General features: G+C 64.4%; 27 protein-coding genes. 5 read left to right on the top strand and 22 right to left on the bottom strand.

Going from position 1 to position 23,212, the window contains the following annotated elements; genetic code table 11:
- Positions 1 to 100: 100 nt before the first annotated feature.
- From WDA27_00235 to pyrR, 3 genes are read right to left on the bottom strand one after another with little or no spacing between them, the layout of a single operon-like run.
- Complete coding sequence (locus WDA27_00235; GenBank protein ID MFA5889376.1) at positions 101 to 1,411, bottom strand: dihydroorotase; 1,311 nt, start codon at positions 1,409 to 1,411, stop codon at positions 101 to 103.
- A complete protein-coding gene (locus WDA27_00230) occupies positions 1,408 to 2,346 on the bottom strand; it encodes an aspartate carbamoyltransferase catalytic subunit (GenBank protein MFA5889375.1) in 939 nt (312 codons plus the stop codon). Before WDA27_00230 ends, WDA27_00235 begins: the two co-directional genes overlap by 4 nt.
- Positions 2,346 to 2,876, bottom strand: a complete 531-nt coding sequence (gene pyrR, locus WDA27_00225; GenBank protein ID MFA5889374.1) for a bifunctional pyr operon transcriptional regulator/uracil phosphoribosyltransferase PyrR — start codon at positions 2,874 to 2,876, stop codon at positions 2,346 to 2,348. The genes WDA27_00230 and pyrR overlap by 1 nt, the downstream gene beginning before the upstream one ends.
- A 325-nt stretch (positions 2,877 to 3,201) precedes the next feature.
- Between pyrR and WDA27_00220 the strand changes: the two genes are divergently transcribed.
- From WDA27_00220 to WDA27_00200, 5 genes are read left to right on the top strand one after another with little or no spacing between them, the layout of a single operon-like run.
- Positions 3,202 to 3,963, top strand: coding sequence for a NapC/NirT family cytochrome c (locus WDA27_00220; GenBank protein MFA5889373.1), 762 nt, complete (start codon positions 3,202 to 3,204; stop codon positions 3,961 to 3,963).
- A 23-nt stretch (positions 3,964 to 3,986) separates the two neighbouring features.
- Entirely contained in the window at positions 3,987 to 4,655 is a 669-nt protein-coding gene (locus WDA27_00215) for a Rieske (2Fe-2S) protein (protein MFA5889372.1), read from the top strand.
- Positions 4,656 to 4,668: 13 nt separating this feature from the next.
- Positions 4,669 to 5,319 carry a cytochrome b N-terminal domain-containing protein gene (locus WDA27_00210; protein ID MFA5889371.1) on the top strand — a complete coding sequence of 217 codons (651 nt, stop codon included), beginning with the start codon at positions 4,669 to 4,671 and terminating at the stop codon, positions 5,317 to 5,319.
- A gap of 9 nt (positions 5,320 to 5,328) precedes the next feature.
- Entirely contained in the window at positions 5,329 to 6,084 is a 756-nt protein-coding gene (locus WDA27_00205) for a c-type cytochrome (GenBank protein MFA5889370.1), read from the top strand.
- Positions 6,068 to 6,982, top strand: coding sequence for a cytochrome c3 family protein (locus WDA27_00200; protein ID MFA5889369.1), 915 nt, complete (start codon positions 6,068 to 6,070; stop codon positions 6,980 to 6,982). Before WDA27_00205 ends, WDA27_00200 begins: the two co-directional genes overlap by 17 nt.
- A 45-nt stretch (positions 6,983 to 7,027) precedes the next feature.
- On the opposite strand, the gene nusB is transcribed toward WDA27_00200, so the two are convergent.
- The 19 genes from nusB to WDA27_00105 all read right to left on the bottom strand — a co-directional run bounded on the left by nusB (position 7,028) and on the right by WDA27_00105 (position 23,191).
- Positions 7,028 to 7,423, bottom strand: a complete 396-nt coding sequence (gene nusB / locus WDA27_00195) for a transcription antitermination factor NusB (protein MFA5889368.1) — start codon at positions 7,421 to 7,423, stop codon at positions 7,028 to 7,030.
- Positions 7,423 to 7,986, bottom strand: coding sequence for an elongation factor P (gene efp / locus WDA27_00190; GenBank protein MFA5889367.1), 564 nt, complete (start codon positions 7,984 to 7,986; stop codon positions 7,423 to 7,425). The genes nusB and efp overlap by 1 nt, the downstream gene beginning before the upstream one ends.
- Before the next feature lie 2 nt (positions 7,987 to 7,988).
- Positions 7,989 to 9,077: a Xaa-Pro peptidase family protein gene (locus WDA27_00185; GenBank protein MFA5889366.1), complete on the bottom strand. Its 1,089-nt coding sequence runs from the start codon at positions 9,075 to 9,077 to the stop codon at positions 7,989 to 7,991.
- The gene (gene aroQ / locus WDA27_00180; protein ID MFA5889365.1) at positions 9,074 to 9,502 is read right to left on the bottom strand and encodes a type II 3-dehydroquinate dehydratase; all 429 of its coding nucleotides are present in this window, start codon (positions 9,500 to 9,502) and stop codon (positions 9,074 to 9,076) included. Before aroQ ends, WDA27_00185 begins: the two co-directional genes overlap by 4 nt.
- Positions 9,499 to 10,584 (bottom strand): 3-dehydroquinate synthase, encoded by a 1,086-nt coding sequence (aroB, locus tag WDA27_00175; protein ID MFA5889364.1) that lies wholly within the window; start codon positions 10,582 to 10,584, stop codon positions 9,499 to 9,501. Before aroB ends, aroQ begins: the two co-directional genes overlap by 4 nt.
- Positions 10,581 to 11,081: a shikimate kinase gene (locus tag WDA27_00170; protein MFA5889363.1), complete on the bottom strand. Its 501-nt coding sequence runs from the start codon at positions 11,079 to 11,081 to the stop codon at positions 10,581 to 10,583. Before WDA27_00170 ends, aroB begins: the two co-directional genes overlap by 4 nt.
- Positions 11,081 to 12,241 carry a chorismate synthase gene (aroC, locus tag WDA27_00165; protein ID MFA5889362.1) on the bottom strand — a complete coding sequence of 387 codons (1,161 nt, stop codon included), beginning with the start codon at positions 12,239 to 12,241 and terminating at the stop codon, positions 11,081 to 11,083. The genes WDA27_00170 and aroC overlap by 1 nt, the downstream gene beginning before the upstream one ends.
- Before the next feature lie 154 nt (positions 12,242 to 12,395).
- Positions 12,396 to 12,911: a hypothetical protein gene (locus tag WDA27_00160; protein ID MFA5889361.1), complete on the bottom strand. Its 516-nt coding sequence runs from the start codon at positions 12,909 to 12,911 to the stop codon at positions 12,396 to 12,398.
- Positions 12,908 to 13,513, bottom strand: a complete 606-nt coding sequence (pilO, locus tag WDA27_00155; GenBank protein MFA5889360.1) for a type 4a pilus biogenesis protein PilO — start codon at positions 13,511 to 13,513, stop codon at positions 12,908 to 12,910. Before pilO ends, WDA27_00160 begins: the two co-directional genes overlap by 4 nt.
- Positions 13,510 to 14,124, bottom strand: coding sequence for a PilN domain-containing protein (locus WDA27_00150; GenBank protein MFA5889359.1), 615 nt, complete (start codon positions 14,122 to 14,124; stop codon positions 13,510 to 13,512). Before WDA27_00150 ends, pilO begins: the two co-directional genes overlap by 4 nt.
- Positions 14,124 to 15,176, bottom strand: coding sequence for a type IV pilus assembly protein PilM (pilM, locus tag WDA27_00145; protein ID MFA5889358.1), 1,053 nt, complete (start codon positions 15,174 to 15,176; stop codon positions 14,124 to 14,126). Before pilM ends, WDA27_00150 begins: the two co-directional genes overlap by 1 nt.
- Before the next feature lie 3 nt (positions 15,177 to 15,179).
- Complete coding sequence (locus WDA27_00140) at positions 15,180 to 15,386, bottom strand: helix-turn-helix domain-containing protein (GenBank protein ID MFA5889357.1); 207 nt, start codon at positions 15,384 to 15,386, stop codon at positions 15,180 to 15,182.
- A 202-nt stretch (positions 15,387 to 15,588) separates the two neighbouring features.
- The gene (locus tag WDA27_00135; GenBank protein ID MFA5889356.1) at positions 15,589 to 16,368 is read right to left on the bottom strand and encodes a prepilin peptidase; all 780 of its coding nucleotides are present in this window, start codon (positions 16,366 to 16,368) and stop codon (positions 15,589 to 15,591) included.
- A gap of 59 nt (positions 16,369 to 16,427) precedes the next feature.
- Entirely contained in the window at positions 16,428 to 17,849 is a 1,422-nt protein-coding gene (locus tag WDA27_00130) for a hypothetical protein (protein ID MFA5889355.1), read from the bottom strand.
- Complete coding sequence (locus WDA27_00125) at positions 17,846 to 18,307, bottom strand: hypothetical protein (GenBank protein MFA5889354.1); 462 nt, start codon at positions 18,305 to 18,307, stop codon at positions 17,846 to 17,848. The genes WDA27_00130 and WDA27_00125 overlap by 4 nt, the downstream gene beginning before the upstream one ends.
- Positions 18,308 to 18,320: 13 nt before the next feature.
- A complete protein-coding gene (locus tag WDA27_00120) occupies positions 18,321 to 19,568 on the bottom strand; it encodes a hypothetical protein (GenBank protein ID MFA5889353.1) in 1,248 nt (415 codons plus the stop codon).
- Positions 19,569 to 19,721: 153 nt separating this feature from the next.
- Entirely contained in the window at positions 19,722 to 20,183 is a 462-nt protein-coding gene (locus WDA27_00115; protein ID MFA5889352.1) for a prepilin-type N-terminal cleavage/methylation domain-containing protein, read from the bottom strand.
- Positions 20,184 to 20,399: 216 nt separating this feature from the next.
- On the bottom strand, positions 20,400 to 21,617 hold the full coding sequence (locus tag WDA27_00110) for a type II secretion system F family protein (GenBank protein MFA5889351.1): 1,218 nt from the start codon (positions 21,615 to 21,617) through the stop codon (positions 20,400 to 20,402).
- 2 nt (positions 21,618 to 21,619) lie between these two features.
- Positions 21,620 to 23,191, bottom strand: a complete 1,572-nt coding sequence (locus WDA27_00105; protein ID MFA5889350.1) for a PilT/PilU family type 4a pilus ATPase — start codon at positions 23,189 to 23,191, stop codon at positions 21,620 to 21,622.
- Between the last annotated feature and the right edge of the window lie 21 nt (positions 23,192 to 23,212).

The following is a 23,212-nucleotide window of genomic DNA, read 5'->3' as shown; positions in this document are numbered from 1 at the left end:
TCACTTGCCCTTGCGCTCCTTGCCCTTCGCCTCGGCGCGCCGCTTCAAACGCTCCTGCTTCTTGCGCTCCCGATCCTTGGCCCAGCGAACCGGCTTGCGATCACCCTTGCCCATCTGCGTCTCTCCCTTCCCGGACGGTGAACCGTCCCCCAAACAGCGTGTGAACTACCTTGCCGCGCAACGTACGCCCTGCGAAAGGGGTGTTGCGAGATTTCGATGCAAGTTCTCTCGGAACCACCGTCCACTCGGCGGCCGGATCAAACACGACCAGGTGCGCCGGCGCCCCGGGCACCACCGGGCCTCCGTGCCCGGTCAGGGAGCGAATCCGCGCCGGCCGCGTGCTCATGACCTCGATCAGGCGTGTCAGCGACAGGCCGGGCAAGTCGGTCAGCATCACCGACAGCGCCGTTTCGAGATTCAGCATCCCGCATGGAGCCTGATCGAACTCGCGTTCCTTGTCGTCCTGGGGGTGTGGAGCATGATCCGTCGCAACGCAGTCGAGCGTCCCGTCGATCAGCGCAGCACGCAGCGCCTCGACGTCCTCGCGCCCGCGTAGCGGCGGGGCAACCTTGAAGACCGGGTCGTACCCAACCAGCAACTCATCCGTCAGCGAAAGATGGTGTGGCGTCACCTCGGCGGTGACTCGGATGCCCCGCTCCTTCGCGGAGCGCACGAGTGCCACCGACCCCGCCGTCGAGACATGCGGCACGTGAAGGCGCGCGCCTGTCAGGCGAGCCAGCATGATGTCTCGCGCCACGATCACTTCTTCCGCCTCGGCCGGAATCCCCCGTATCCCGAGCGCCGATGCAATCCCGCCTTCATTCATATGCCCGCCGGCTGCGAGATTGCCTTCCTCCGCGTGGTTTGCGACCACGGCGTCGAACGTCCGCGCGTACTCCAGGGCGCGCCGCATGAGCCCCGCGTCCTGGACGCACTTGCCGTCGTCGGAGAAGAAGTTCACCCGCGCGCGCGAGGCAGCCATCTCCCCCATCTCTGCGAGCCTCTCGCCCGCCAGACCCACCGTGATCGCTCCGACAGGGAACACATCCGCGAGTCCCGCCGCGCGGCCGAGCGCCTGAACCTGCTCGACGATCGCCGCCGAATCCGCAACGGGATCGGTGTTGGCCATCGGGCAAACCGCCGTATATCCGCCGCGCGCCGCCGCACGCGTACCCGTCGCCACCGTCTCGGCGTCCTCTCGACCCGGCTCACGCAAGTGAGTGTGCAAATCGACGAACCCGGGAGCGACGACAAGTCCGCCACACTCGATGATCTCCGCACCGTCGGGGGCGATCTCAGCGCCAACAGAAGCAACGACGCCCCCGGAGACGAGCACGTCGCAACGCTCGTCGCGCCCGGAAGCAGGATCGATCAAGCGACCGCCGCGAAGAAGGTACGAGTGTTCGCTCATTCGACCGGCACCTCCTCGCGCGCGTCGCGCCCACCGAGCATCAGGTACAGCAGCGCCATGCGCACGGCGACCCCGTTGGCGACCTGATCGGTGATCACCGCGCGCGGGAGTTCCGCGGCTTCCGCAGTGATCTCAACACCTCGATTCATCGGGCCCGGATGCATGATGAGAGCATCCTCCTTGAGTGCATTGGCTCGTGCGGCGTCGAGGCCCCACAGTCGCGAGTACTCGCGAAGCGTCGGGACGTACCCGACCTTCATTCGCTCCAACTGCATTCGTAGCAGATAAACAACGTCGACCTTGGGCAACACGGAGTCGAGATCCGTAGCGACATCGGCTCCCCACGATTCCACGTGCGGCGGCATCAGAGTCGGGGGCCCAACCAACGTGACGTCCGCCCCCATCATCTGCAACCCCCACACGTCCGACCGAGCCACCCGTGAGTGCGCGACATCTCCGACGATGGCTACACGCAAACCGGCGAATGACGGGAAGTGCTGCCGAATCGTGTAGAGATCGAGCAATGCCTGCGTCGGGTGTTCGTGAGTCCCGTCGCCGGCGTTGATCACGTTGGCGCGGACCCACTGAGCCAATTGGTGCGGAGCGCCGGAGGACCGGTGGCGGATGACGATGGCATCGACCCCCATCGCCTCGATCGTCTGCGCGGTGTCCTTGAGCGACTCCCCCTTGTCCACCGAGGAGCCCGACGCAGTGAAGTTGATCACGTCCGCCGAAAGTCGCTTCGCGGCGAGTTCGAACGACGTCCGAGTTCGCGTCGAGGATTCAAAGAAGAGGTTGACAACCGTCTTGCCGCGAAGCGTCGGGTACTTGCGCATGATGCGCGGACCCTCCGCCTGGAACGTTGCAGCGGTTGCCAGTACGCGCTCGACCTGCTCGGGCGTGACGTCTCGGATTGAAAGGAGATGTCGAATCATCAGTCCTTCTCCTCCTCGGAAACCGTCCCAAGCAGCACCTCGTCGCACCCGTCGAGTTCGCGAACCCGAACGGCGACCTCCTCTTGCCGCCGCGTGGGCACATTCTTGCCCACGTAGTCGGCTCGGATCGGCAATTCGCGGTGTCCCCGGTCGATCAGGACCGCAAGCTGAACGGCGCGCGGGCGACCAAGGTCAATCAGCGCCTCGATGGCGGCGCGCGAGGATCGTCCCGTGTACAAGACGTCGTCCACGAGCACGACGACGGCGTCATCGATCGGAGGAATCAGCGTGGGGACAAGGGCTACGGGATCCCGAAGTCCGATGTCGTCTCGGTACAAGCCGATGTCCACCGAACCTGTCGGCGGGCGCGTACCTTCGATGGCTGCAATCCGATCCGCAAGACGCTCCGCGAGATGCACCCCGCGGGTTACCACACCGATTAGGACGAGTTCGCTGGCTCCCTTGTTTCGCTCGACGATCTCGTGGGCCATCCGCGCGAGCGCGCGGTCCAAGTCGGAGGCTTCCAGAATCGTGGCGCTTGGCGTGAAGGTCAGTGTCGCTCCCTCCCCCGTCTACTCGCGGGGAAGGAGTCGGAATCCGGCAAAAGGAAAGCCCGCGGCGCCTGGCGCGCGCGAGCCGATCCGCAAGACATCTCTACTCCCTTCCGGGCCTCGCAGGACCCATCCTTAAAGGGCTTCGGACGCAGTATATCAGCGGCGGAACATCACGCACCCCGGCCCAATTCCGCCCCTTCTCGATCGGGTTTCTGTGAGCCAAAGGCCCCACTTCAAATGACTCGATGTACTCTGCCCGAAATGGCCTAGGGTGTACACCCTAGGGTCTGGAACTGACGGTATGTCGCGTTCATCCCGCGACGCACGGCACCACGAGTTGAATCGGCGAACGAGCTTGCGAGCGCGGGGGCGACAATCGGTGACGAAACCAGGAGCGGAACAAGCGCCCGGAGCGAGGGAAACGCTCCGCCTGCTTCGACGAGCACTCGCCCCCTTGCGCAACAAGCGAATCATGATCGTCCTCGGATCCTCGCTCGCGGCGGGGACCTTCGCTGTTGTCGCCTTCAGCGGATTCGCTTTCTGGTGGACCTCCCAACCTTCGTTTTGTGGCAGGTGTCACCCCATGAAGCCCTTCATCCAGGCGTGGGAAGGCTCCGCTCACAAAGACGTCAACTGCGAGAAGTGCCACACGACGCCGGGGATGTTCGGATTCGTCGGAGGGAAAGTCGCCGGCCTCCAGGTCGTCTCCAACTACGTACGGGGCGACTATCGCGACTGGTCGTTCAACGCCGCCGTGTCAAATGGGTCCTGTCTTCAGTGCCACGAATCGATCCTCGAGAAGTCGATCCACACCACCGGACGCGTTGACGTACTCGTGAGCCACGCCAACATTGTGCAGGGTGGAGCCAAGTGCATCGGCTGCCACTCGACCGTCGCGCACGGGTCCGAAGTGCCGGTGGGCTCCCAAACCCACCCCACGATGGCATCTTGCATGAACTGCCACAACGACAAGATTGCCCCGCTACGGTGCCGCCTGTGCCACACAGGAAAGGACAGGGCGGGCACGATCCGCGACCACGAAGACAGCGCAGCGGCCGGGTAGAGAAGGTCGAGGAGACATTCGCCATGGGAATCATCCGCAGACTCCTGGGCAGGAGGGTGTATCAGCCCGAACTGCCGGGCATCGACGTTCCTCGTTCACGCGGGCTCGCGCGAAAGGCCGATTCGAACGGACAAAAAGGTTCTCCCTTGGCAATCCGCTCGGTCACCACCCCCCTTAGCCGCAGGACATTCTTGTCGGGAACACTCGCCTGGGTCAGCGCCGGAATCGCGAGCATCGTCGGCGCACCGGTCGCGACCGCGCTCGTTTGGCCTGCACTGCAGAAACCCAAGGGGGCCTGGAACCCCATTGCGCGACTCGGGAAGCCCGGCCCGGGAGAACCAGACCTCAGCGCAGTCGGGACACCCATCATCACGCACTTCACAGCCCTGGTGCAGGACGCATACATGTCCGTCGAGCCCCAGAACATCCCGATCATGGTCATGAATCACGGTCAGGAGAAATTCACGATCCTCGACGTCCGCTGCACGCATCTGGGGTGCCCGGTCGCCCCCGACCTTAAGACGAAGAAGATCGTATGCCCATGCCACACCGGCATCTTCGACTTCGAGGGACGAGTCAAGTCCGGTCCACCGTCCCGACCTCTAGATCGCTACGAATACAAGGTTGAAGACGGCGTGTTGTACGCCGGGAAGTTGTATCGAGTCGACGCCGACCTCCGGCGCGTGACCTGACAGGGAGTCGGCAATGTTTGCGCGAAGCAAGGAATGGTTCGAAGAGCGTCTGGGGTTGCGTCCGGTCGCTGCGCGACTCATGGATCACCCCGTTCCAACCCACGTCACATGGCTGCACTGCTTCGGCGGCCTCACCTTCTTCACATTCATCCTTCAAGTCGTCACCGGCGCGCTCATGGCGTTCTTCTACGTTCCCTCGCCGGACCATGCGCGCGATAGCGTCGCATGGTTCCAGCAAGCCGTTCCGTTCGGCGCCACGATTCGCAACCTCCACCGTTGGGGCGCCTACATGATGGTCGTGTTCGTCTTCCTTCATATGCTCCGCGTCTTCGTTCACGGTGCATATCGAAAGCCGCGCGAGATGAACTGGGTCGCCGGCGTAGTCTTGCTGATGACGACGCTCGGATTCGCATTCACCGGATACCTTCTCCCCTGGGACCAAAAGGCCTACTGGGCGACCAACGTCGGAATCAACATCGCCGGATCGGCGCCCGTTGCAGGCCCCTTCATCGCGGCGTTTCTCCGCGGCGGACCGGAACTCGGGGCCCTAACCCTAGTGCGCTTCTACGCGCTCCACGTCTTCGCCCTCCCGCTGGTCCTTGGTGCTTGTTTGCTCCTTCACTTCTCAATGGTGCGCAAGCAGGGCATCGCTAAACCTCTGTAGGTGAGGCTCATGACAATACGACTCGATGCACCAACCGAGCACGAACAAGACACTGAACACCCCGAATCGGGGATGCCGTTCTTCCCCGATTTCGCCATCCGCGAAGCGATCACCGCGTTCGTGTTTCTTGCAGCGCTTCTCTTGGTCGCCTCGCTGACAAAGGCGAGCCTCGAAGAAGTCGCGGACCCTTCGGCCACCGGCATCCACCCGCTGCCGGAGTGGTACTTCTTGTGGCTCTTCTACCTCCTGCAGTTCTTCAAGGGACCGCTCGAGATCGTCGGAACCTTCCTCATGCCCGTCCTGGGGGTCGCCCTCATCGTGTCGATTCCCTTCCTAGACCGGATGCGACCGCGTACCGTGTCCATCCTTCCGGGAACCCGGCCGGTCCGCATTCTTCCTCGGGTCGGAGCCGCGTTCGTTCTCACCGGTCTGGGTGCGCTCACGATGATCGCGCTCAAATCCACGGCCCCACCTCCGGATCACGGGTTGCAAGTCACTCCATCGCAAGCCGCCGGGCAGTCGCTGTTCAACAAGATGGGCTGCATGACGTGTCACACCGTCGGGAAGGACGGCGGGACTCGAGGACCCGACTTGACGGCTTTCGGCGCCAAGGCGGACGCGCAGAATCGGGTCCTGCTGCACTTCGCAGGCATCGGCCTTTCTCCCAACAGTTCAATGCCTTCCTACTTGCTCACTCCCGAGGAGACGCGATCGCTCGTCGACTACCTCATCAGTTTGAAGGGTGACCATGACTCGGCGCACTAGTTCAAGGATTCCGCGGATCGCCGGAATGATCGTCACCGTCTTCATCGTCGGCGTAGCCGCACTGCTCGTCAATGTTGCGTGGAAGTCTAATTCTACGATTCGCGCAGCCGAGCCGACGGAAAGCGTCCAACCCCCGGCCGGGTCGGCGGACGATTCCTTCCTCGGATGCACCAACTGCCACGGCGACCTCGACAAAGTATTCAAGCAGGGTCGTGCCGGCGGGCTTCGTTATCGCCACGCCAAGCACTTCGCCAAGGGGGTATCGGACTGCTCCATGTGTCACCCCGCGAACGCGCACGAGGCAGACAAGATCAACAAGCCGACGATGACGAGGTGCTTCATCTGTCACGGCTTGACCAAGACCGCCATTGCCCCGGGGAAATGCATTACGTGCCATCCGGCGAACTTCCCCGACAAACCCGCAAGCCACCTGGCGGCAACTTGGAAGGGTGCGCACGGCAAGGAATCAAGGGCAGACTCGATAGTGTGCTCCACGTGTCACGAAGAGCGATCCTGCACGGCGTGCCATGGGGTGAAGATGCCCCACGCCGAGGGGTGGAAGAGCGCGGCGCACATCGAAACCGCGTTCGCCAAGGGGCTGGCCGTCTGCCAGAAGTGCCATCCGCGAGACCTCACCAGCGCAAAGCGGGACTTCTGTGACTCCTGCCACCACGCATGGGGACCGAAGCAGAAGTCGTGGCTGCGATCTCATCCGGCCGTCGTGAAAGCCGGCAATTCCGAGAAGTGCTTCCAGTGTCACCAGCCGGCAACATGCGCAGCGTGCCACACAAGAGGAGATGCGACCTTCGAATCGGACCGAAAGGCGGCGCTCGACAGGGCGGCGGAGCTGCGGCAAGCAGATCAAACACCTTCGCCGTCAACGACCCCGCAGGATTGAACGGCGGCCCCCGTCGACTGATCCGCGTTGGGACGGCGCGGAGAACTAGGTTCGCCGCGCGCGCGCGACCGCTCGAAGCACCCCGTTGACGAAGCGGCCCGAGTCCTCCGTCGACAGCAGCTTCGCCAGCGACACGGCATCGTCCAGCACGCGTCCCGTCGGTGCGTCCGTGTGGAGCAGTTCGAAGATCCCGATCCGCAACAGGTTCCGGTCCACGACCGGCATCCTTTCGAGTTTCCAGTTCGCGGCAAACGCACGGATCTCGGCGTCGAGTTCGGTGCGCGCGCCGGTCACTCCCTCGACGAGCGCGCGCACGGCATCTTCCTCGCCGACAGATGCCCCGCAGGGATCAGATCCGGCAACGTCGGCAGCGTGCAGCAACTCGAGCGCGCGGCGGCGCACCGAACTCGGCGCGCGCCTGAGACGGCCGCGCGCAGACATCAGGACGAAACGCGAGTGATGTATTCGCCCGTACGGGTGTCCACGCGAACGATCTCCCCAGTGTCGACGAACAGCGGCACCTGGATCGTGACCCCGGTCGACAGCGTCGCTGGCTTCATCGCTCCCGATACGCGGTCTCCCTTGACCCCAGGATCCGTGTGCTCGATCTGCAACTCCACCGATGCCGGAAGCTCAACGGCAATCGGACGCCCCGAGTACATCGACAGCGTCGCCACCTGACCTTCGGTCAGCCAGTTCTTCGCGTCGCCGATCTCCACCTCTTCGACGGAGAGCTGATCGTAAGTCTCAGAATCCATGAACACGTAGTGCGTGCCGTCGTGGTAGAGGTAGCTCATGTCGCGCTTGTCGACGACCGCCTGCTCGACCTTCTGCCCTGCAGGCAGCGTCCGGTCGATGATCGACCCCGACGCGATGTCGCGCAGTTTCACCCGCACGACCGTGTTGCCCTTGCCGGGCTTGTGGTGCTGGAACCACAGCACAGTCCAGAGCTTGCCTTCCAAGTTCAAGACCATGCCGTTCTTCAGATCGTTCGTCGAGATCATGACTACACCTTCACGAGTTCTTTGGGGGACGACGTCAGGATATCGCACCCGTTCGAGGTCACGGCGACGGTGTCCTCGATGCGCACCCCGCCGATTCCGGGCAGATAGATCCCGGGCTCCACCGTGATGATCATTCCGACCTCGAGCACATCGGTTCCACCGGCCCGAACCGCGGGCGCCTCGTGCACCTCCATCCCGACACCGTGACCGGTGCCGTGTCCGAAGCCGTGACCGCGCGCGCTCAGGTAAGAGCGTGACGCGTCGTCCACGTCTCCGGTGATCGCCCCCGCGCGCACCGCGTCAAGACCGGCCTGCTGAGCACCGCGCACCAACTCGTAAACCTCACACATCCGGACCGACGGTTCCCCAAAGGCGATCGTGCGAGTCATGTCCGAGTGATAGCCCTGCCACGTCGCCCCGAAGTCCAACTTCACCAAATCACCCGATCGCAAGACGCGCGCGGTGGGATGATGATGCGGCTCGGCCGCCTGCTCGCCGAACGCCGCGATCGTGTCGAAGGAGATCCCCTGGGACCCCGCTCGACGCATCTCGTGCTCAAGGAGCACCGCAACCTCGATCTCGGTGATCCCTTCCGACAGTTGCCCGAGCAGTGCCGCAAGCCCGCGGTCCCCAATCGCGCACGCCGTCCGAATCAGTTCGATCTCAGAAGGATCTTTCACGCGGCGCAGTCCCTCGACCTCTCCCGCGGTCTCGACGAGAACTACGCCGGCAAGGCGCTCACGCATCGTCTTGGCGGCGTCCAGAGTCATGTGCTGTGCTTCGACGCCGAAACGTTCGACACTCAGTTCGGCGGCGATTGAGGCCATCGTGCCCCACATGCCCCCCGACTCCCCGACCGAACCGCCCGTCGTCGAGTAGATCTCGCGACGAATGTCGCCGCATTCGTGAGCCGACTGCTCCTCGTACCGCGGATCGGTAAAGAAGACATCTTGATCTGCGCCCACCACGAGTTGAGCATTCGAGCCGCTGAACCCCGTGAGATAGCGCACGTTCACCGGCTTCGTCACGAGCAACGCGTCGACGCCGAGATCGGCCAGGCGCGCGCGCGCGCCATCTCTTCGCAACTTCACTTCTTCGCCTCCTCCGCCACGCTCTCCAACGCAAGCAGGTAGCCGCGGATTCCCAGACCGATAATCGACGCGCGCGCGACCGGCGAAATCATCGAGTGACGGCGGTACGGTTCGCGCGCGTAGATGTTCGAAATATGCACCTCGATGACGGGAACGGCCGCGGCGGCAACCGCGTCGCGCAGCTCCGCTGAGTAGTGCGTCAGCGCCGCCGGATTCAGAATCACCGCGCGCGCGTCGGTGGACCCCAGAGCGTCGATGAGGACACCCGCATCGTCGCTTTGGACACACTCCACATCCACGCCGAGTTCGGCGCCGCGCGCGCGCAGCATGTCCTCGAGTTCGGCCAGCGTGGTCGATCCATAGATCTCCGGCTGACGAGTCCCCAGCCGGCCGAGATTGGGTCCGTTCAACACAAGGATCTTCATCTAACCGCCTCATATGACGCGCGCAACGCGCGCTCGGGGACGTCACGAACCACCACCGGACTCCCGACATCCTCAAGCACTACGAACCGCGTCCCGGAGTCGAACTTCTTGTCTCGCCGCCACGCCTCGGCAACGCGGTCGAATTCCTCGCCTGCGGCGCCGACGGGAAGACCGAACGACTCAAGAGCATCACGATGGGCGGCCACCCGATCCCCCAGCCCGAGTTCGGCAGCCAGGTGCGCGGCAAACATCATTCCGACGGCGACAGCCTGTCCGTGCGTCCAACGCGTGTATCCGCCGAGCACCTCCAGCGCGTGGCCTAACGTGTGTCCGTAGTTCAGGTGCGCGCGCGTTCCCTGCTCGGTTTCGTCTTCTTCAACCACTCCGATCTTGACCGCTGCTGCGTCGGCGACGAGGAGTTCCAGCGTCTCGGGCTCCCGTGCCAGGATTGCGTCGCGTTCGCTTCGTAGCCACTGAAGTAAGTCCGGCGCTCCGATGAACCCGTGCTTGACGACTTCGGCCAGTCCCGTGGCAAAAGCCCCCTCCGGCAGCGTCGCGAGGGAATCGGTGTCGCAAATCACGACGCGTGGCTGATGGAACGCTCCAACGAGGTTCTTTCCCTCCGGCAGATCGATCGCGGTCTTTCCCCCGATGGACGAGTCGACCTGTCCCAGCAGCGTCGTCGGCATATGCACTACGGGCATGCCGCGGTGGTAGGTCGCCGCGACGAACCCACCGAGGTCGCCCACCACGCCGCCGCCGAGGGCGACCACGACGTCGCTGCGGTGCGCCCCGGTATGCGCCAACCAGCGCCACAGAACCTCGGCCGTCCCGAGCGACTTGCTGACCTCTCCCGGCTCGACCGTGAACTCCTCCAGCCGCAAGCCGGTGTCGCGCAAACCCCTGCGCGCGCGCTCCCCGTGCAGCCCCGCCACATGCGCATCGCTGACCAGCGCGCAGATTTCGGCACCGCGCACGGACTCCCCGAGGAACTCGGCGGAACGCTCAAGCAGCCCCGGTCCAATCCACAGATCGTAAGGGCTACCCGGGATATGCACTTCCAGACGCCGCGGATCGCTCACGTCAGTCGCTCCACTATCAGCTCGGCCACTGCTTCGGGAGTCAAGTCGGCCGACACGTCCACGGTAATATCGCAAGCGCGCTCATAGCCCGGAGCGCGTTCGCGGAGCAACCGCTCGAACGCGCCGGGCGTCTTCAGAAGAGGGCGACCCGTTCCCTTGCCCACTCGCGCGCGCAGCACCTCGGCCGGCGCGCGCAGATACACGATCGGCCCCGCCGCGCGCAGCAACTCATAGTTGCGTAACTGCAGAACCGCGCCTCCACCACACGCGATGACGCGCGAGGGTCGAGAACACGCATGCCGCACGGCGCGGTGCTCGCGATCGCGGAACTTCTCCTCCCCTTCTTTACGGAAGATCTGGGCAATCGACATCTCGGCCTTCTTCACTACCATTTCGTCGGTGTCGTAGAAGCGGAAGCACAACCGCTCCGCAAGCGCGCGCCCGACCGTGGACTTACCCGCACCCATGAAACCGACCAAGACGATGCTCCCGCCCATCACCGTGCGCGCACGTCCCGAAGGTACGCGGCATGGTTGCGGCTTGTTTCGTCTACCGAGTCCCCGCCGAACTTCTCGAGCATGGCGCGCGCCAGCACGAACGCGACCATCGCCTCACCAACCACCCCCGCCGCGGGAACCGCGCACACGTCGGAACGCTGGGTGATCGCCGGCGCAACCTCCTTCGAGCGCACGTCAACCGTCGGCAAGGATCGCGCAAGCGAGGACAGCGGCTTCATCGCCGCGCGCGCGCGAAGGACCTGGCCTGTCGTGATTCCGCCTTCCGTGCCGCCGCTTCGGTCGGTGACGCGTCGGAACTCCCCGCCCGACCACTCGATCTCGTCGTGCGCACGCGACCCCGGTCCACCCGCGATCTGGAATCCCGGACCTATCTCGACTCCCTTGACCGCCTGAATGCTCATCAGCGCCTCCGCAAGCGCCGCGTCGATACGACGATCCCACTGCACGTGTGACCCCAGACCCGGCGGAACCCCGTAGGCAAGAACCTCGAACACCCCGCCGAGCGTGTCACCGCGCGCACGGCACTCGTCCACAGCGGCAACCATCTTGCCTTCAGCCCGCGCATCCAGACACCTCATCGGAGACGCGTCGACGGACTCGATGTCGGCCAGGGTCGGCGCACGCTCCGCGTGCGCGACGACGTCGCCGATCGCGACGACGTGGGACACAACCCGGATGCCGAAGGCTCGAAGAAACGACTTGCACACGACTCCGGCAGCAGTGCGCGCCGCGGTCTCGCGCGCGCTCGCTCGTTCCAGAATGGGTCGCACCTCGTCAAAGCCGTACTTCAGCATCCCGGGGAGATCCGCGTGGCCGGGACGAGGGCCCGTCAGCGCCGGATCCTCCGTCTCCGCGCCCTCGGGTCCGGTTGCCATCACGTGCTGCCACTTCGGCCACTCGGTGTTTCGAACAACGATCACAACCGGAGACCCCATCGTCCGGCCGTGGCGCACGCCGCCGAGGACCTCCAGACGATCCTCCTCGAGGTTCATGCGGGTGCCACGCCCGGCGCCGTGACGCCGGCGCGCAAGCTCGACTCTGATCTCATCCTCCGACACGTCGACTCCTGCCACCATTCCGTCCAGAAAGGCGGTCAAGGCAGGACCGTGGGACTCACCGGCTGTGTAAAGACGCAACATGCGGGCATCATACCGGCGCCGGCGCCGCGGCTACCGCGGGCTCGCACCACAAAAGAAGAAGGCGGCTCCTCCGCGGAACCGCCTCTCCCGGGGCTTGCTCAGGGCCCCTGGCCGCCGCATCTCCCCCTGTGGGCTGCGGCGAATCCGTTCAACTTTACTTACGCGCTTCTTGACCTATGCACAGCGTGAATCGCTCGTCACCAAACACGAAGGTCCCGCAGCGCGACGTTAGCGACAGAAGTTTGAAGTTGTCCGCAAAAGTCTCCCCGGCGGCCACCGAGTACTCGGCATCCGCCACTCGAACCGTCGCCACCAGTTCGTCGTGATCCGAGAAGATGTCCAGCAGAGTCACCCGACGCGATTGCGTCTGCGAGGTCGACACCGCAGTCGGCCCGGGCGTCGGAGAGGACGTCCCCGCAGCAGCCGTCGGCTCCACCAGAGGCTGGAACGGATCCTTGCCCTCAAATGCTTCTGCGGTGCGCGGCACCGGCGATGCGGAAACCTGCGGAGAGGCCGAGGCCGACGGCACGGCCAAGACCGCGCGCGGAGCCCGGATCGGCTCTAAGGCCTGCGGCCCGGCGTCGCCACCCAGCCTTGTTGCCGCCAGCGCCGCGACTGCGACCAGGACCGCCACGCCTGCGCCGATTGCCGCTTTACGATTCGCACTCATTTCTGGGTCCCCTGGCTCGGCGCCGCCACCGGCGCAGCCGCGCCGAGGCGCGCCGTCGGGGAAACGACGTACATCTGCATCGTCAAGGACCCCTGCAGAACGATCGTCCGGCTCAGTTCACTCTGCGCCGGGTTCAGCGACAGCGCATCGACCGTTACGACGCGGGAAAGATTCTCAACCCTTGCCATGTAGTCCTCGATCCGGCGGAAGGCGCCTTCAACCACCACCATCACCGAAATGCGCTGAATTCCTGTCGCGTTCTCGAGCGTCTGCGGTGGACTCGGCGCGATCGACTGCAAATCCACTCCGGATTCGGTCGCGGCCTGCTGCAGAAGCCGGATGAAGCCGGGCAGGTCCGGGGTCGACGGAAGGAACTGCGAAACCTTGGCCAACTGCGCGATCACCGTCGGAGCCCGTTCACGGACGCCTTGGAGTCGCTTCAGATCGAGACGGAGTTGCGCTTCCTCTTGCTCTGCCGTCACGGTGTCGTCGCGCGCGGCGGAGATCTGGCCGAGCTTCGGGTTGAGCAAGAGGACGAAGAACGCCAGCGTCACCAGCACGGCAACGCCGGCGACAACCGCAAGCTGACGTCGCGACGTCACAGTTGCCTCCTAGCGCCGGGCTGGTTGCCGCGAAGCGCGCCGTCCGAGATCTGAACGCTCGAGTTGAAGTTGACCACGGGAGTGTCCTCCTGGGTTCCCTTGCTCGACAAGGTCAGATACGGGAAGGTGAACTCCTCTACGTCGGCCAGCCGCACCAGCCACTTCGCAACGTCGATGTGCGAGAACGTCGTGCCGTTCATCTGAATGGTGCCCAGTGGATCTCCGGCCACCGCCGATCCGGAGACGGATCCCGTGAGACTGGTCAACCAGACGTCCGAAGGAATCACCAGGCTGACATCGGCCAGCAACACGCTCCAACGAATCTCTCGCTGGGTCAGGTCGTCCAGCAACCCGGTCTTGCGTTGAAGTTCGCTCTGCAGCCGATCGAACTCCGCCAGGTCGGCCAGGTCGCCGCGCAGCGCCGCGTTGCGCGCGCGCTGTGCATTTAGCTTGCTGCGCTCTCCGTGAAGACGGATCTCCTGCGCTCCGTAGACGACGCCGAGGGCGGCGACCAACGCAAGAGCGGCGACGGCCGTGCCGGCAACGCGCTGCCGGCTGCGCCTGCGCTCCGCAAGCTCCGGCGGAAGTAGGTTGATTCGGCGCGCAGCCATCAGGGCTCCAGCGCCAGCCCGATCGCGACCGCGCCCACCGCGGACACCTGTTCGAGTTGCTCGGGTCCAAGCCCCAGGTCGGCGACCTTCACGCGGCCGAGAGCGTCGCCTCTCTCGACCGGGACACCCAAAGCACCGGAAAGACGGCCTTGCAGGCCGGCCAGAAGCGCCCCGCCGCCGGTCAGCAACACCCGCCGCACCGGCGCACGATCCCGCTCGGACGCGTAGTACTCCAACGACAGCCGCACATCATCGATGAACGCTCGGACGCGCCGCTCGATGGCCGCCGGTGTTCCCGGTTCGACCGGAGCCCCTTGGGGGGCTGCTTCCGAAGCCATCTTGCGCATCTCGGCGTCCTCTACCGATACACCCAGCGCCGCAGCCAACTCGTCGGTCAGGTCGGCGCCGCCCTCGGCGAGGATGCGAACGAACTGCGGAGTCCCTCGCTCGTGAACAACCAGGCCGGTAACTCCGGCACCAATATCCACGATCGCCTCGCACTCGTGGTCGGAGAGCACCGCGGGCACGGCATCGGTAAGGGCGCGCGCTGCCGCAAGAGGCCCGAGATCAATCGCAGTGGGCTCAAGCCCTGCGCGAGCAAGCACGCCGACGAAATCACTCACCATGTTGCGATGCGCCGCGACCGCGAGGACACGCATCATCTCCACGCCGTCCGCATTCACGAACTCATCCAGCGGAAGGAAGTCGAGCAGCGCTTCCTCAATCGCTATCGGAATGTAGTCCTGTACTTGATAGCGCAATGCCCCGTGCAGATCAGACTCATCCATGCGCGGGACGTCGACTTCCCGAACGACGACGCTCGGGTTCGCAACTGCGACCGCAACCTTTTTCCCACGGAATTCGCCACGCCGCCACAGATCCCGAATCACGCCGGCCACTGCATCCGAATCCACGATCTCGCCGCCGCGCATCGACCCGGGGGGAAGAGGCAACTGGGCATACCCCACCAAGGTCGCAGGATCCTTGCCCTTGACTTGCGCGGCTCGCACCGCACTGGTGCCGATGTCCAGGCCGATCGTCGATCGCGCCACCGATCAGCCCTCTTGAACGATGACGGTCCGCTCGGCGAGATAGCGCTCGACGTCCACGTTTCGAATTCGGTAGTTCTTGCCGACGCGCAACGCCGACAAGGAGCCACTCTTGATCAGGCGATAGACCGTCATGTTCGACACGCGCATCAGCAGGGCGACCTCATCGACCGTCAGGAGCCGATCCCCCGCGTACGAGCTCCGTTTGACCATCCGACTATTCTCCCCCCGCCGCGCGGACCGACTCACTGTCCCCGAAACAATCCTTAACATCAGTCACAACAGTAACGCTAGTGTGCGAATCTATATCTACACCACTATGGGTGTCAATAACTGGAATCGGCCCCAAGAGGAACGAAGTTGAGCAGTTTTGGCTAGGTTTTGTCCGGCTTGAGCGCGGCGGCAGCTCAGAGCGTCAGCGGCGGAGCCAGATGTCCAGCAAAGCGCCACCCCAGAGGATCCCGGCCAGCGTCCCAGCCGCCAGATAGGGACCAAAGGGCACCTGGCTCTTCATCCCTCCTCGGCGCAAGACGATCAGGGCGATTCCGCCGACGGCGCCCGCCGTGAAGGCCAGCATGAGGCCGACGAACAGCCTTCCCCACCCGTCTGGAAGGTACCCCAAGCTCATCCCGAGAAGGGCGACGAGCTTGACGTCTCCCATGCCCATCCCTGCCGGGTAGGCGAGCGCGAGCCCAAGAAGCAAACCGAAAGCCGCTCCGCCGGCCCCCAGAGCGCGAACCCAAGCGCCGAGTCCCGGCCCGACTGCGGCCGCGATCCCAAACAGCGCTACCCCGATCCCAATCGATGGGTACACGATGCGGTTCGGGAGCAGCTTGTGCTCCAGATCGATGAACGACAACACGATCAGCACCCAAACCAGCGGCAGGTAGGCAACGAGGTCCGATGCCCGGTCGAGGCGCGCGGCGGTAAGAACGAACAGGCCGCCGGTCAACAGCTCCACCGCTGGATAGCGCCACGAGATCGGCGCGCGGCAGGTCCGACAGCGCGCGCGCAGCAGCACCCACGAGACGACGGGGACGTTCTCCCACCACGCCAGCGTCGTAGCGCACGACGGACACCGAGACCGAGGCGCCACGACCGATTCCCTGCGCGGGACGCGGTACACAACGACGTTGGCGAAGCTCCCGAGCGCCAGCCCGAGGATGCCGATCAACGCAATACTGACGACGTCCAAACAGTCCCCCTGTAGGTCGGCGTCAGGCTACCGCGCGCGCGCCCGTGGGTGTGCGAGCCTCAGATCTCCAGCCACTTGACGATCTCGAGCGTCACCGGCCCAAACCCCACTGTGCGCTCGATGCGAGCGTCGTAGGTCAAGCTCTGGTTGTTCTTGATTTCGATCGCATCGGCGTAGATCGCTCCGAACTGGATCGCGTTGTTCTTTACCGCCACCGCACCGTAAGGGGCGTACACCAGCACGGCAGTATTGCCCGAGGTCTGGAAGTTGTTCTTCAGATGAATCGCGCACTCACTCGCGTCCTGGTTTACGTCACAGCTTGAACCGGTGGGCGGACGGTATGTCGACGCCAGCAACACGACGCCGTCGCTCACGTTGTCTGTCGTGGAGTTCGTGAACACCGGCGTATTGGTCACGATGGTGGCATCACCCACGATCGTTGCACCGGTTAGGTCGATCCGCGTTCCTTGGTTCACCGAGCCCGCCTGGTTGACGTAGAAGGTTCCGCTCAACTGGTTGCCCTGACCGGCTAGATGTGTCTGGAAGTCGGCGACGGCCGTTTCCGAGGGCGTGCCGGGCAAGCCGAACTGGTGCAACGTCGCCGCATCGTAATTCGCAGCGGCATAGGTGAACGTCGGCATCGGAACCGTCGCTTGAGCCGCGGTGCAGATGTTCGCCGAGATCGTGCCCCCGACGGTCCCGGAACCCGTCACGCTCCCCCAGGTGGTAACGCCTCCGTCGATCCGTGCACCGCTGTCCATCTGCACCCGGTAGTTCGACGGATTCGCACCACCGCAAGTGATCGGGTCCGGCGGGTTGACGACCGCGGCCACGACGTCGCCACCGATCCGTGCGTTCGTCCCCAGCGTCACCGCGTAGCTCGAAGCGGGATCGTAGCCTCCGGCGCTCGCATCACCGTCGACAAGCGACCCGTTTCGCAACGCAACCCATCCCGTCGCCCCGGTGACGCTCCCGTGGACGATGGCGTTGGCCTCCACGATGACGCTTTGATTGGCCCAGATGTCACCGTTGATCGTGTCGCCGTTCTTTGTCGCCGCGATCGTCTGCGAGAACAGCGCGTTCTTAAAGGCTGCCGGGGGCGCCAGCGTCACCCGAAGGGCGCGGGTCGCGGACAGGTCGCGGCCCTCTCGAACGTGTCCCACCGAATCAATCGTGTAAACGTTCCGGGGACTCCGCGTCACCGTAACGGAGTAGTTGCCTTCCTCGGTTTCCCCCGAGAAGGTCCCCGAAAACGCGCCGGAAGCCGCTTGGATCTTCGCGATCGTCTGCTCGACCCCCGATTCAGCTACGTGCAGCGCCTGTACCCAATGCCGGCCCCGGGCCGCGGAGTTGTCCACGTGGACCGCAACCGTCAAAGATGTGACGGCAAGCGTGGCGATCACCGCGGACAAGACGACGGCAATTATCATTGCTACTCCGTCTTCCTTCTCCGACTCGCGGAACATGCGAGAGATCTTCATGGAGACACGTTCCTCATCTTGACTTCGTCCGCCAGCTCAACGACCGCTTCATCCGTGCTGAAGCGCTCGGGGCGCGCGCGCAGTCGGATCGAGATCGTTGCGGGACTTCCCAGCGCCGGCGAGTAGACGAAAACGTTGGTGTTGGTGAGCCGTTGGACCAGAGGCACCGACGCGCCGGCGACCGCGCGCGTCAGCGTGGTCCCCGAAGCGGTGTACGTCACCGTGACGGCAGTTCCCTTGACGAACGTATCGACCTGCAGGATCGATGCCGTCGCGATCCGGACGGCATCGGCTTGCCGTACCTCCTTGGTCATCCGGGCCATCGCGACGGAGAGATCGTCGGCGACCTCGCTGCGTTTTTGCTGTCGAATCGTCGAGCGTTGGGCAGCGTCGAACGCCGTGACCATCGCGGTCACAGCCACCACGAGCAAGGCGGAAACGACCACCAGCTCGATCACGCTCAGCCCGCGCTCAGGAGCAAGCGTTCTTCGCCAGCGAGACCACATTCGTGGGACTCCCTTCGTTTCCGGCCCTGTCGTATGCGACGATCCGGTACTCAAGCGATGACAGCGTCTTGGAGTCGGTATCGGAGGAGCTGTTCGCCGATGTCGTGAGCAGCGCGAGGAATGCTCCTGCGTCGACTCGCTTGTAAACCCGATATCCCAGCAAGTGGGCATCCGACGCCGATCCCCACGCAAGGTTCACCGTGCGCGAACTCCCCTGACAGCTCGCGGTCTTGGTCAAGGTCCCGGGCACTCCGGGAGGTGTCGCGTCCAGCGTTATGCCCACGGGGCCGACGGTCGAGACGTTGCCGAGGGCGTCCGAGTATCGCGCCCAAACGTGCTTGCCGCCGTCTCCGGTCGTCAGGGTCCACGAGACGGTTGGAAGCGCGGAGTTGTAGGTGAACTGCGTCCCGTACGTCGAGTTGTCGTTCGACAGGGCAACTGAAATCGGCGCGCAGGGATCCGAGGGCGCGACAGAGATCGTCACCGAACGACTGGCCGTGAACCCCTCGCTTGCACCGGTGCCCGACAAGATGGTGAAGCTCCCGGTCGGCCCTTGCGTGTCGCCGGCACATCCGCCCGTAGGCGTCGGCGTTGGGGTAGCGCTCGGCGAGGGCGTGCCCTGGGTCGCGCCGGCCTGACTGCCGCCGACGGTTACCGAGCCGCTGGTGAGCAATGCCGACGCGTGCACGGTGTGCGCGCGGCCGGGGTTCGCCGCGGCATCGAAGGAAACGACGATGACGACCCTCTTGTAGTCCTGTGCCCCCGAGACGGCAGGGTCGTCCACCCAAGTGACGTACTGGTACACCGTCAGGCGAGTCACTCCGGAGGTAAACGGTCCGTCGATGTGGGCTACCGCACCGTCGGCGCCCACAACCAGTGGCTCGTAAGTGCCGTCCCCTCCGTCGTCGAAGTTGCCCAACGTATCGACGAAGTAGTCCGGGTCACCCTCATCGGTGGAGTGCGCAGGCGTAGCGTTCAAGGCAACGTTTGCGTAGGGGATGTTGCGGACTTGTTCGATGCGAGCATTCGCTTCCCCGGCCGCAAGGTGGCGCTGCCGCCCTTGGACCAAAAGCCGACTTCCGGCCCCGCTCGCCGATGCAAGCGCCGCGAACCCGACGACGAGAATGGACAGCCCGGCCATCAGCTCCACCAAAGTGAAGCCCGCCGCCTCCGATCGCAGCCGGAGCAGAGCCGCCCATCCTCGCCTTGCCACACTTCCCCCTGACGACCGATCCCGACGCACCGGTGACTCCGCCCCCTACGGCAGATATCGGCGCGCACCAGATCAGACTTGATCACAACGCACTAGCCGGAATAGGTGGAAGCGGCGGGATCGCCGCCGCTTCCAGACCTCCGAAGCCGGGTGTTACCAGGCTGCCGCTGCGCACTCGAGGAGCGTGTCTACGTTCGCCAGGGCCGCGCCGTTTCCATACGTGGTCCCTGCAGTCGTGCTGTCCGCGATGCAGAACCACTTGCCCGACTTGCTCTGACGCACCATCACCACGTCCGTGGTGGTTCCGGTGAAGCCGATCACAGTCTGCGAAGCGCTCGCCACGGTCTCGCTAAACGCGACGCTCGGCTCGAGTCCGTGCAGGGCCGCTCCGGTCGCTGCGTAGGTCTCGCTGTCTGTGTAGTAGGACTTCGCGGTCAACAGGCCTTGACGCAGAGTTACCTGTGTCGCGCGGTCCTGCGCCTTGGTACGGGCGCCCATGAACGTCGGAATGGCGATCGCAATCAGGATTGCGATGATCAGAACGACCACCATGAGCTCGATCAGGGTGAACCCTTTGTCGTCCCGTCCGAGACGACTGCGGATGGCTTGCAACATTTCTTGCCCACCTCCCTCGGGCCGCACCGTGCGAGCCCTTTCGAAATCAGGTATCGGCACACACTTGGGTCAGACTTGAGTGACTAGCCCCCAGGTTCTTCGCAGATCCGGCCGGAGGGTGCGAAACCCCACGATAGAGCTGGTACCTATCGGCCGAATTGGCCATAGATTCAGGCCACAACGAAGCGCGATTGCGCCGGGAGACAACAAGGGTTCCTACTTGACGAGATTGATGATGTTGAACATCGGCAAGTACAAGGCGACGACCATTCCGCCAACCGCCACGCCCATGACGACGATCAGGATAGGCTCGATCAGCGATGTCAAAGCGTCCACCGTGGCATCGATCTCTTGGTCGTAGAAGTCGGCGATCTTCTCCAGCATCGTGTCTAGTGCTCCGGTTTCCTCACCGACCGCCATCATCTGCACAACCATCGCCGGGAACACCGGATACTGCTCGAGCGGCTTCGCCATGCTCGATCCTTCTTTTACGGCCGACTGCACCGCCCCGACCGCCTTGGCGACGACGGCGTTGCCGACCGTCTCCTTGACGATGTCCAGGGCCTGCAGAATCGGAACACCGGACCGCGCCAGCGAAGAAAGGGTCCGCGCGAAGCGCGACAGCGCGGTCTTGTGGAACAAAGATCCGAAGACCGGCACGCGAAGCTTGAACGCATCCCACTTCGCGCGGCCACCCTCGGTCTTGATCCAGCGCCGAAGCGCCACCGTTCCACCACCAAGCAGGGCCGTGTAGATGAGCGCAAACTTGCGCACGCTGTCCGACACCGCGATCAGCATGCGCGTGGGCAGCGGGAGCGTCCCACCGAGGTCCGCGTACAAATTCTTGAAGGTCGGAACCACGAACATCAGCATGGCCGACACGATCACGATCACCAGGACGAACACGACAACCGGATACGTCATCGCGCTCTTGATCTTGCCGCGAAGCGCCACTTCCTTCTCGAGGGTTTCGGCCAGGCGCAGCAGGGCCGTGTCCAGCACTCCCCCGGTTTCGCCGGCGCGCACCATCGACACGTACAGCGGCGTGAATACCTTCGGGTGTCGCTGCAGCGCCTGCGAAAGGGATTGCCCCTTTTCGATGTCCTGGCGCACGGTTCCCATCACGCGCGCAAGCACCGGGTTCTCCGTTTGCTCGCACAAAATGTTGAGTGCCCGCAGGAGCGACAATCCCGAGGTGATCATCGTCGCGAACTGACGCGACATCACCGCCACGTCTTTGGCTTTGACGCCCTTCTTCCACGGGAGCTGAATCTCTTTCGTGCCCAGGCTCGCACGTTGCTCCTCGACGAGCAGTGGCGCGTAGCCCATGTCGCGTAGCTTGCCGACCACCGCCGACTGGGAATCCGCCTCAAGGGTTCCTGCGACCAGCTTCCCGGAATGATCTCGAACCTTGTATGCGAATGTCGTCGCCATGATCAGGCCTTCCCGCACAAGCGGGCATAGTCCTCGGGGTTATGACAGCGATCGAGCCCGAGTTCGTAGGTAATTGTGCGCGCGCGCACCAGGTTCGCCAGCGACTGGTCCATCGTCAGCATCCCGAACTGCCCGCCCGCCTGCATCGCGGAGTAGATCATGTGCGTCTTGCCCTCACGAATCAGGTTGCGCACCGCCGGCGTCGCCACCAAGATCTCGCACGCAATGACGCGCCCCGTGCCGTCGGCGCGCTTGAGCAACTGCTGAGTCACGATCCCCTGAATCGTTGCCGCCAACTGCACTCGAACTTGCTGCTGCTGGTGTGGGGGAAACACGTCAATCACACGGTCGACGGCCTCCGGAGCAGACTGGGTGTGCAGTGTTCCAAACACGAGGTGTCCGGTCTCCGCGGCGGTCAGCGCCGTTGCGATCGTCTCGAGGTCGCGCATCTCTCCTACAAGAATGATGTCCGGATCCTGACGCAACGCAGAACGCAGCGCGGCCGCGAAGCCCTTGGTATCCGCGCCGACCTCGCGCTGATTGACGATGCAGCGCTTGTGCTCGTGCAAGTACTCAATCGGGTCCTCGACGGTCAGAATGTGGTCGTCGCGCTGTGAATTGGCGACGTCGACCACGGCCGCGAGCGTCGTGGACTTCCCGGATCCCGTCGGTCCGGTGACCAGCACGAGTCCGCGCGGCAGCGAGGCGAACTCCGCAACCTTCGCCGGAACCCCGAGGTCTGCCAACGGTCGAATCTCGAACGGAATCAGACGGATTGCGGCACCGATAGCATCGCGCTGGAAGTAGACGTTGATGCGGAAGCGCGCGCGCCCCGGCAACGAGTACGCGAGGTCCAACTCCAGCGTCGCCTCCAACTGCTCACGTTGCCGCTGGGTGAGGATTGAGTAGATGAGCTTTCGCAGGTCCGCCGGCTGAAACACCGGGTAGTCCTCCAGCCTCGCGAGACCTCCGTGCAGCCGGACGACCGGTGGCGTTCCCACCGTCAAGTGAAGATCGGATCCCCCCTCTTCCAGCAAACGATCGAGGAGGTCGTGCATCGAGACGTCTTTGTCGTCGATCTCGGCGCGCGCCGGCGCCGATCCGACCACCGGTTCCAGCACGTCTTCCAGCGGATCAAGCGACGGATGCTGGTGCGCCGCCTCGATCGCTTCATCGATGTTGCGGCGAATCGCCAGCGCCGGCCGGCATTCGTACCCGGTCAGCGCGGCGATCTCCCGCAGGGCGGCCCTGTTCGTCGGTTCGGCCATCGCCACCACCAGCCGGTCGCCCTCCAGGTCGAACGGGATCGCAGCATGCCGTAGCGCGACGTCCCGCGGAACCAGGGAAGCAATGGCGCGCGGCGGCGGCGAACTCACGGGATCCACGTACGCGAGTCCAAGCTGTGTGGCCACGGCTTCGACCAGGGCCTCTTCCGTGACTGCCCCGATCTCCAGCAGGACTTTGCCGAGCGGACGCCCCGTCTCGCGCTGGCGCTCCAGAGCGCGCTGCAATTGCTCGCGCGAGATCAAACGTTCCTCGACGAGCACCTCTCCCAACGGCTTTGGTGCGGCCATGTCCTCCCCTGCGCCTCTCCC

This window comes from Actinomycetota bacterium (genome assembly GCA_041658565.1).
Taxonomy (GTDB): Bacteria; Actinomycetota; AC-67; order AC-67; family AC-67; genus JBAZZY01.
Note: the sequence above shows the minus strand (reverse complement) of the source record. Positions and strands in the feature narration are given on the sequence as shown.

Excerpts from the sequence above, each read along its gene's own strand:
- WDA27_00235 (MFA5889376.1), bottom strand. The coding sequence starts at position 1,411 with ATGAGCGAACACTCGTACCTTCTTCGCGGCGGTCGCTTGATCGATCCT.
- WDA27_00230 (MFA5889375.1), bottom strand. The coding sequence starts at position 2,346 with ATGATTCGACATCTCCTTTCAATCCGAGACGTCACGCCCGAGCAGGTC.
- WDA27_00220 (MFA5889373.1), top strand. The coding sequence starts at position 3,202 with ATGTCGCGTTCATCCCGCGACGCACGGCACCACGAGTTGAATCGGCGA.
- WDA27_00215 (MFA5889372.1), top strand. The coding sequence starts at position 3,987 with ATGGGAATCATCCGCAGACTCCTGGGCAGGAGGGTGTATCAGCCCGAA.
- WDA27_00210 (MFA5889371.1), top strand. The coding sequence starts at position 4,669 with ATGTTTGCGCGAAGCAAGGAATGGTTCGAAGAGCGTCTGGGGTTGCGT.
- WDA27_00205 (MFA5889370.1), top strand. The coding sequence starts at position 5,329 with ATGACAATACGACTCGATGCACCAACCGAGCACGAACAAGACACTGAA.
- WDA27_00200 (MFA5889369.1), top strand. The coding sequence starts at position 6,068 with ATGACTCGGCGCACTAGTTCAAGGATTCCGCGGATCGCCGGAATGATC.
- nusB (MFA5889368.1), bottom strand. The coding sequence starts at position 7,423 with ATGTCTGCGCGCGGCCGTCTCAGGCGCGCGCCGAGTTCGGTGCGCCGC.
- efp (MFA5889367.1), bottom strand. The coding sequence starts at position 7,986 with ATGATCTCGACGAACGATCTGAAGAACGGCATGGTCTTGAACTTGGAA.
- aroQ (MFA5889365.1), bottom strand. The coding sequence starts at position 9,502 with ATGAAGATCCTTGTGTTGAACGGACCCAATCTCGGCCGGCTGGGGACT.
- WDA27_00170 (MFA5889363.1), bottom strand. The coding sequence starts at position 11,081 with ATGGGCGGGAGCATCGTCTTGGTCGGTTTCATGGGTGCGGGTAAGTCC.
- aroC (MFA5889362.1), bottom strand. The coding sequence starts at position 12,241 with ATGTTGCGTCTTTACACAGCCGGTGAGTCCCACGGTCCTGCCTTGACC.
- WDA27_00160 (MFA5889361.1), bottom strand. The coding sequence starts at position 12,911 with ATGAGTGCGAATCGTAAAGCGGCAATCGGCGCAGGCGTGGCGGTCCTG.
- WDA27_00150 (MFA5889359.1), bottom strand. The coding sequence starts at position 14,124 with ATGGCTGCGCGCCGAATCAACCTACTTCCGCCGGAGCTTGCGGAGCGC.
- WDA27_00140 (MFA5889357.1), bottom strand. The coding sequence starts at position 15,386 with ATGGTCAAACGGAGCTCGTACGCGGGGGATCGGCTCCTGACGGTCGAT.
- WDA27_00130 (MFA5889355.1), bottom strand. The coding sequence starts at position 17,849 with ATGAAGATCTCTCGCATGTTCCGCGAGTCGGAGAAGGAAGACGGAGTA.
- WDA27_00115 (MFA5889352.1), bottom strand. The coding sequence starts at position 20,183 with ATGTTGCAAGCCATCCGCAGTCGTCTCGGACGGGACGACAAAGGGTTC.
- WDA27_00110 (MFA5889351.1), bottom strand. The coding sequence starts at position 21,617 with ATGGCGACGACATTCGCATACAAGGTTCGAGATCATTCCGGGAAGCTG.
- WDA27_00105 (MFA5889350.1), bottom strand. The coding sequence starts at position 23,191 with ATGGCCGCACCAAAGCCGTTGGGAGAGGTGCTCGTCGAGGAACGTTTG.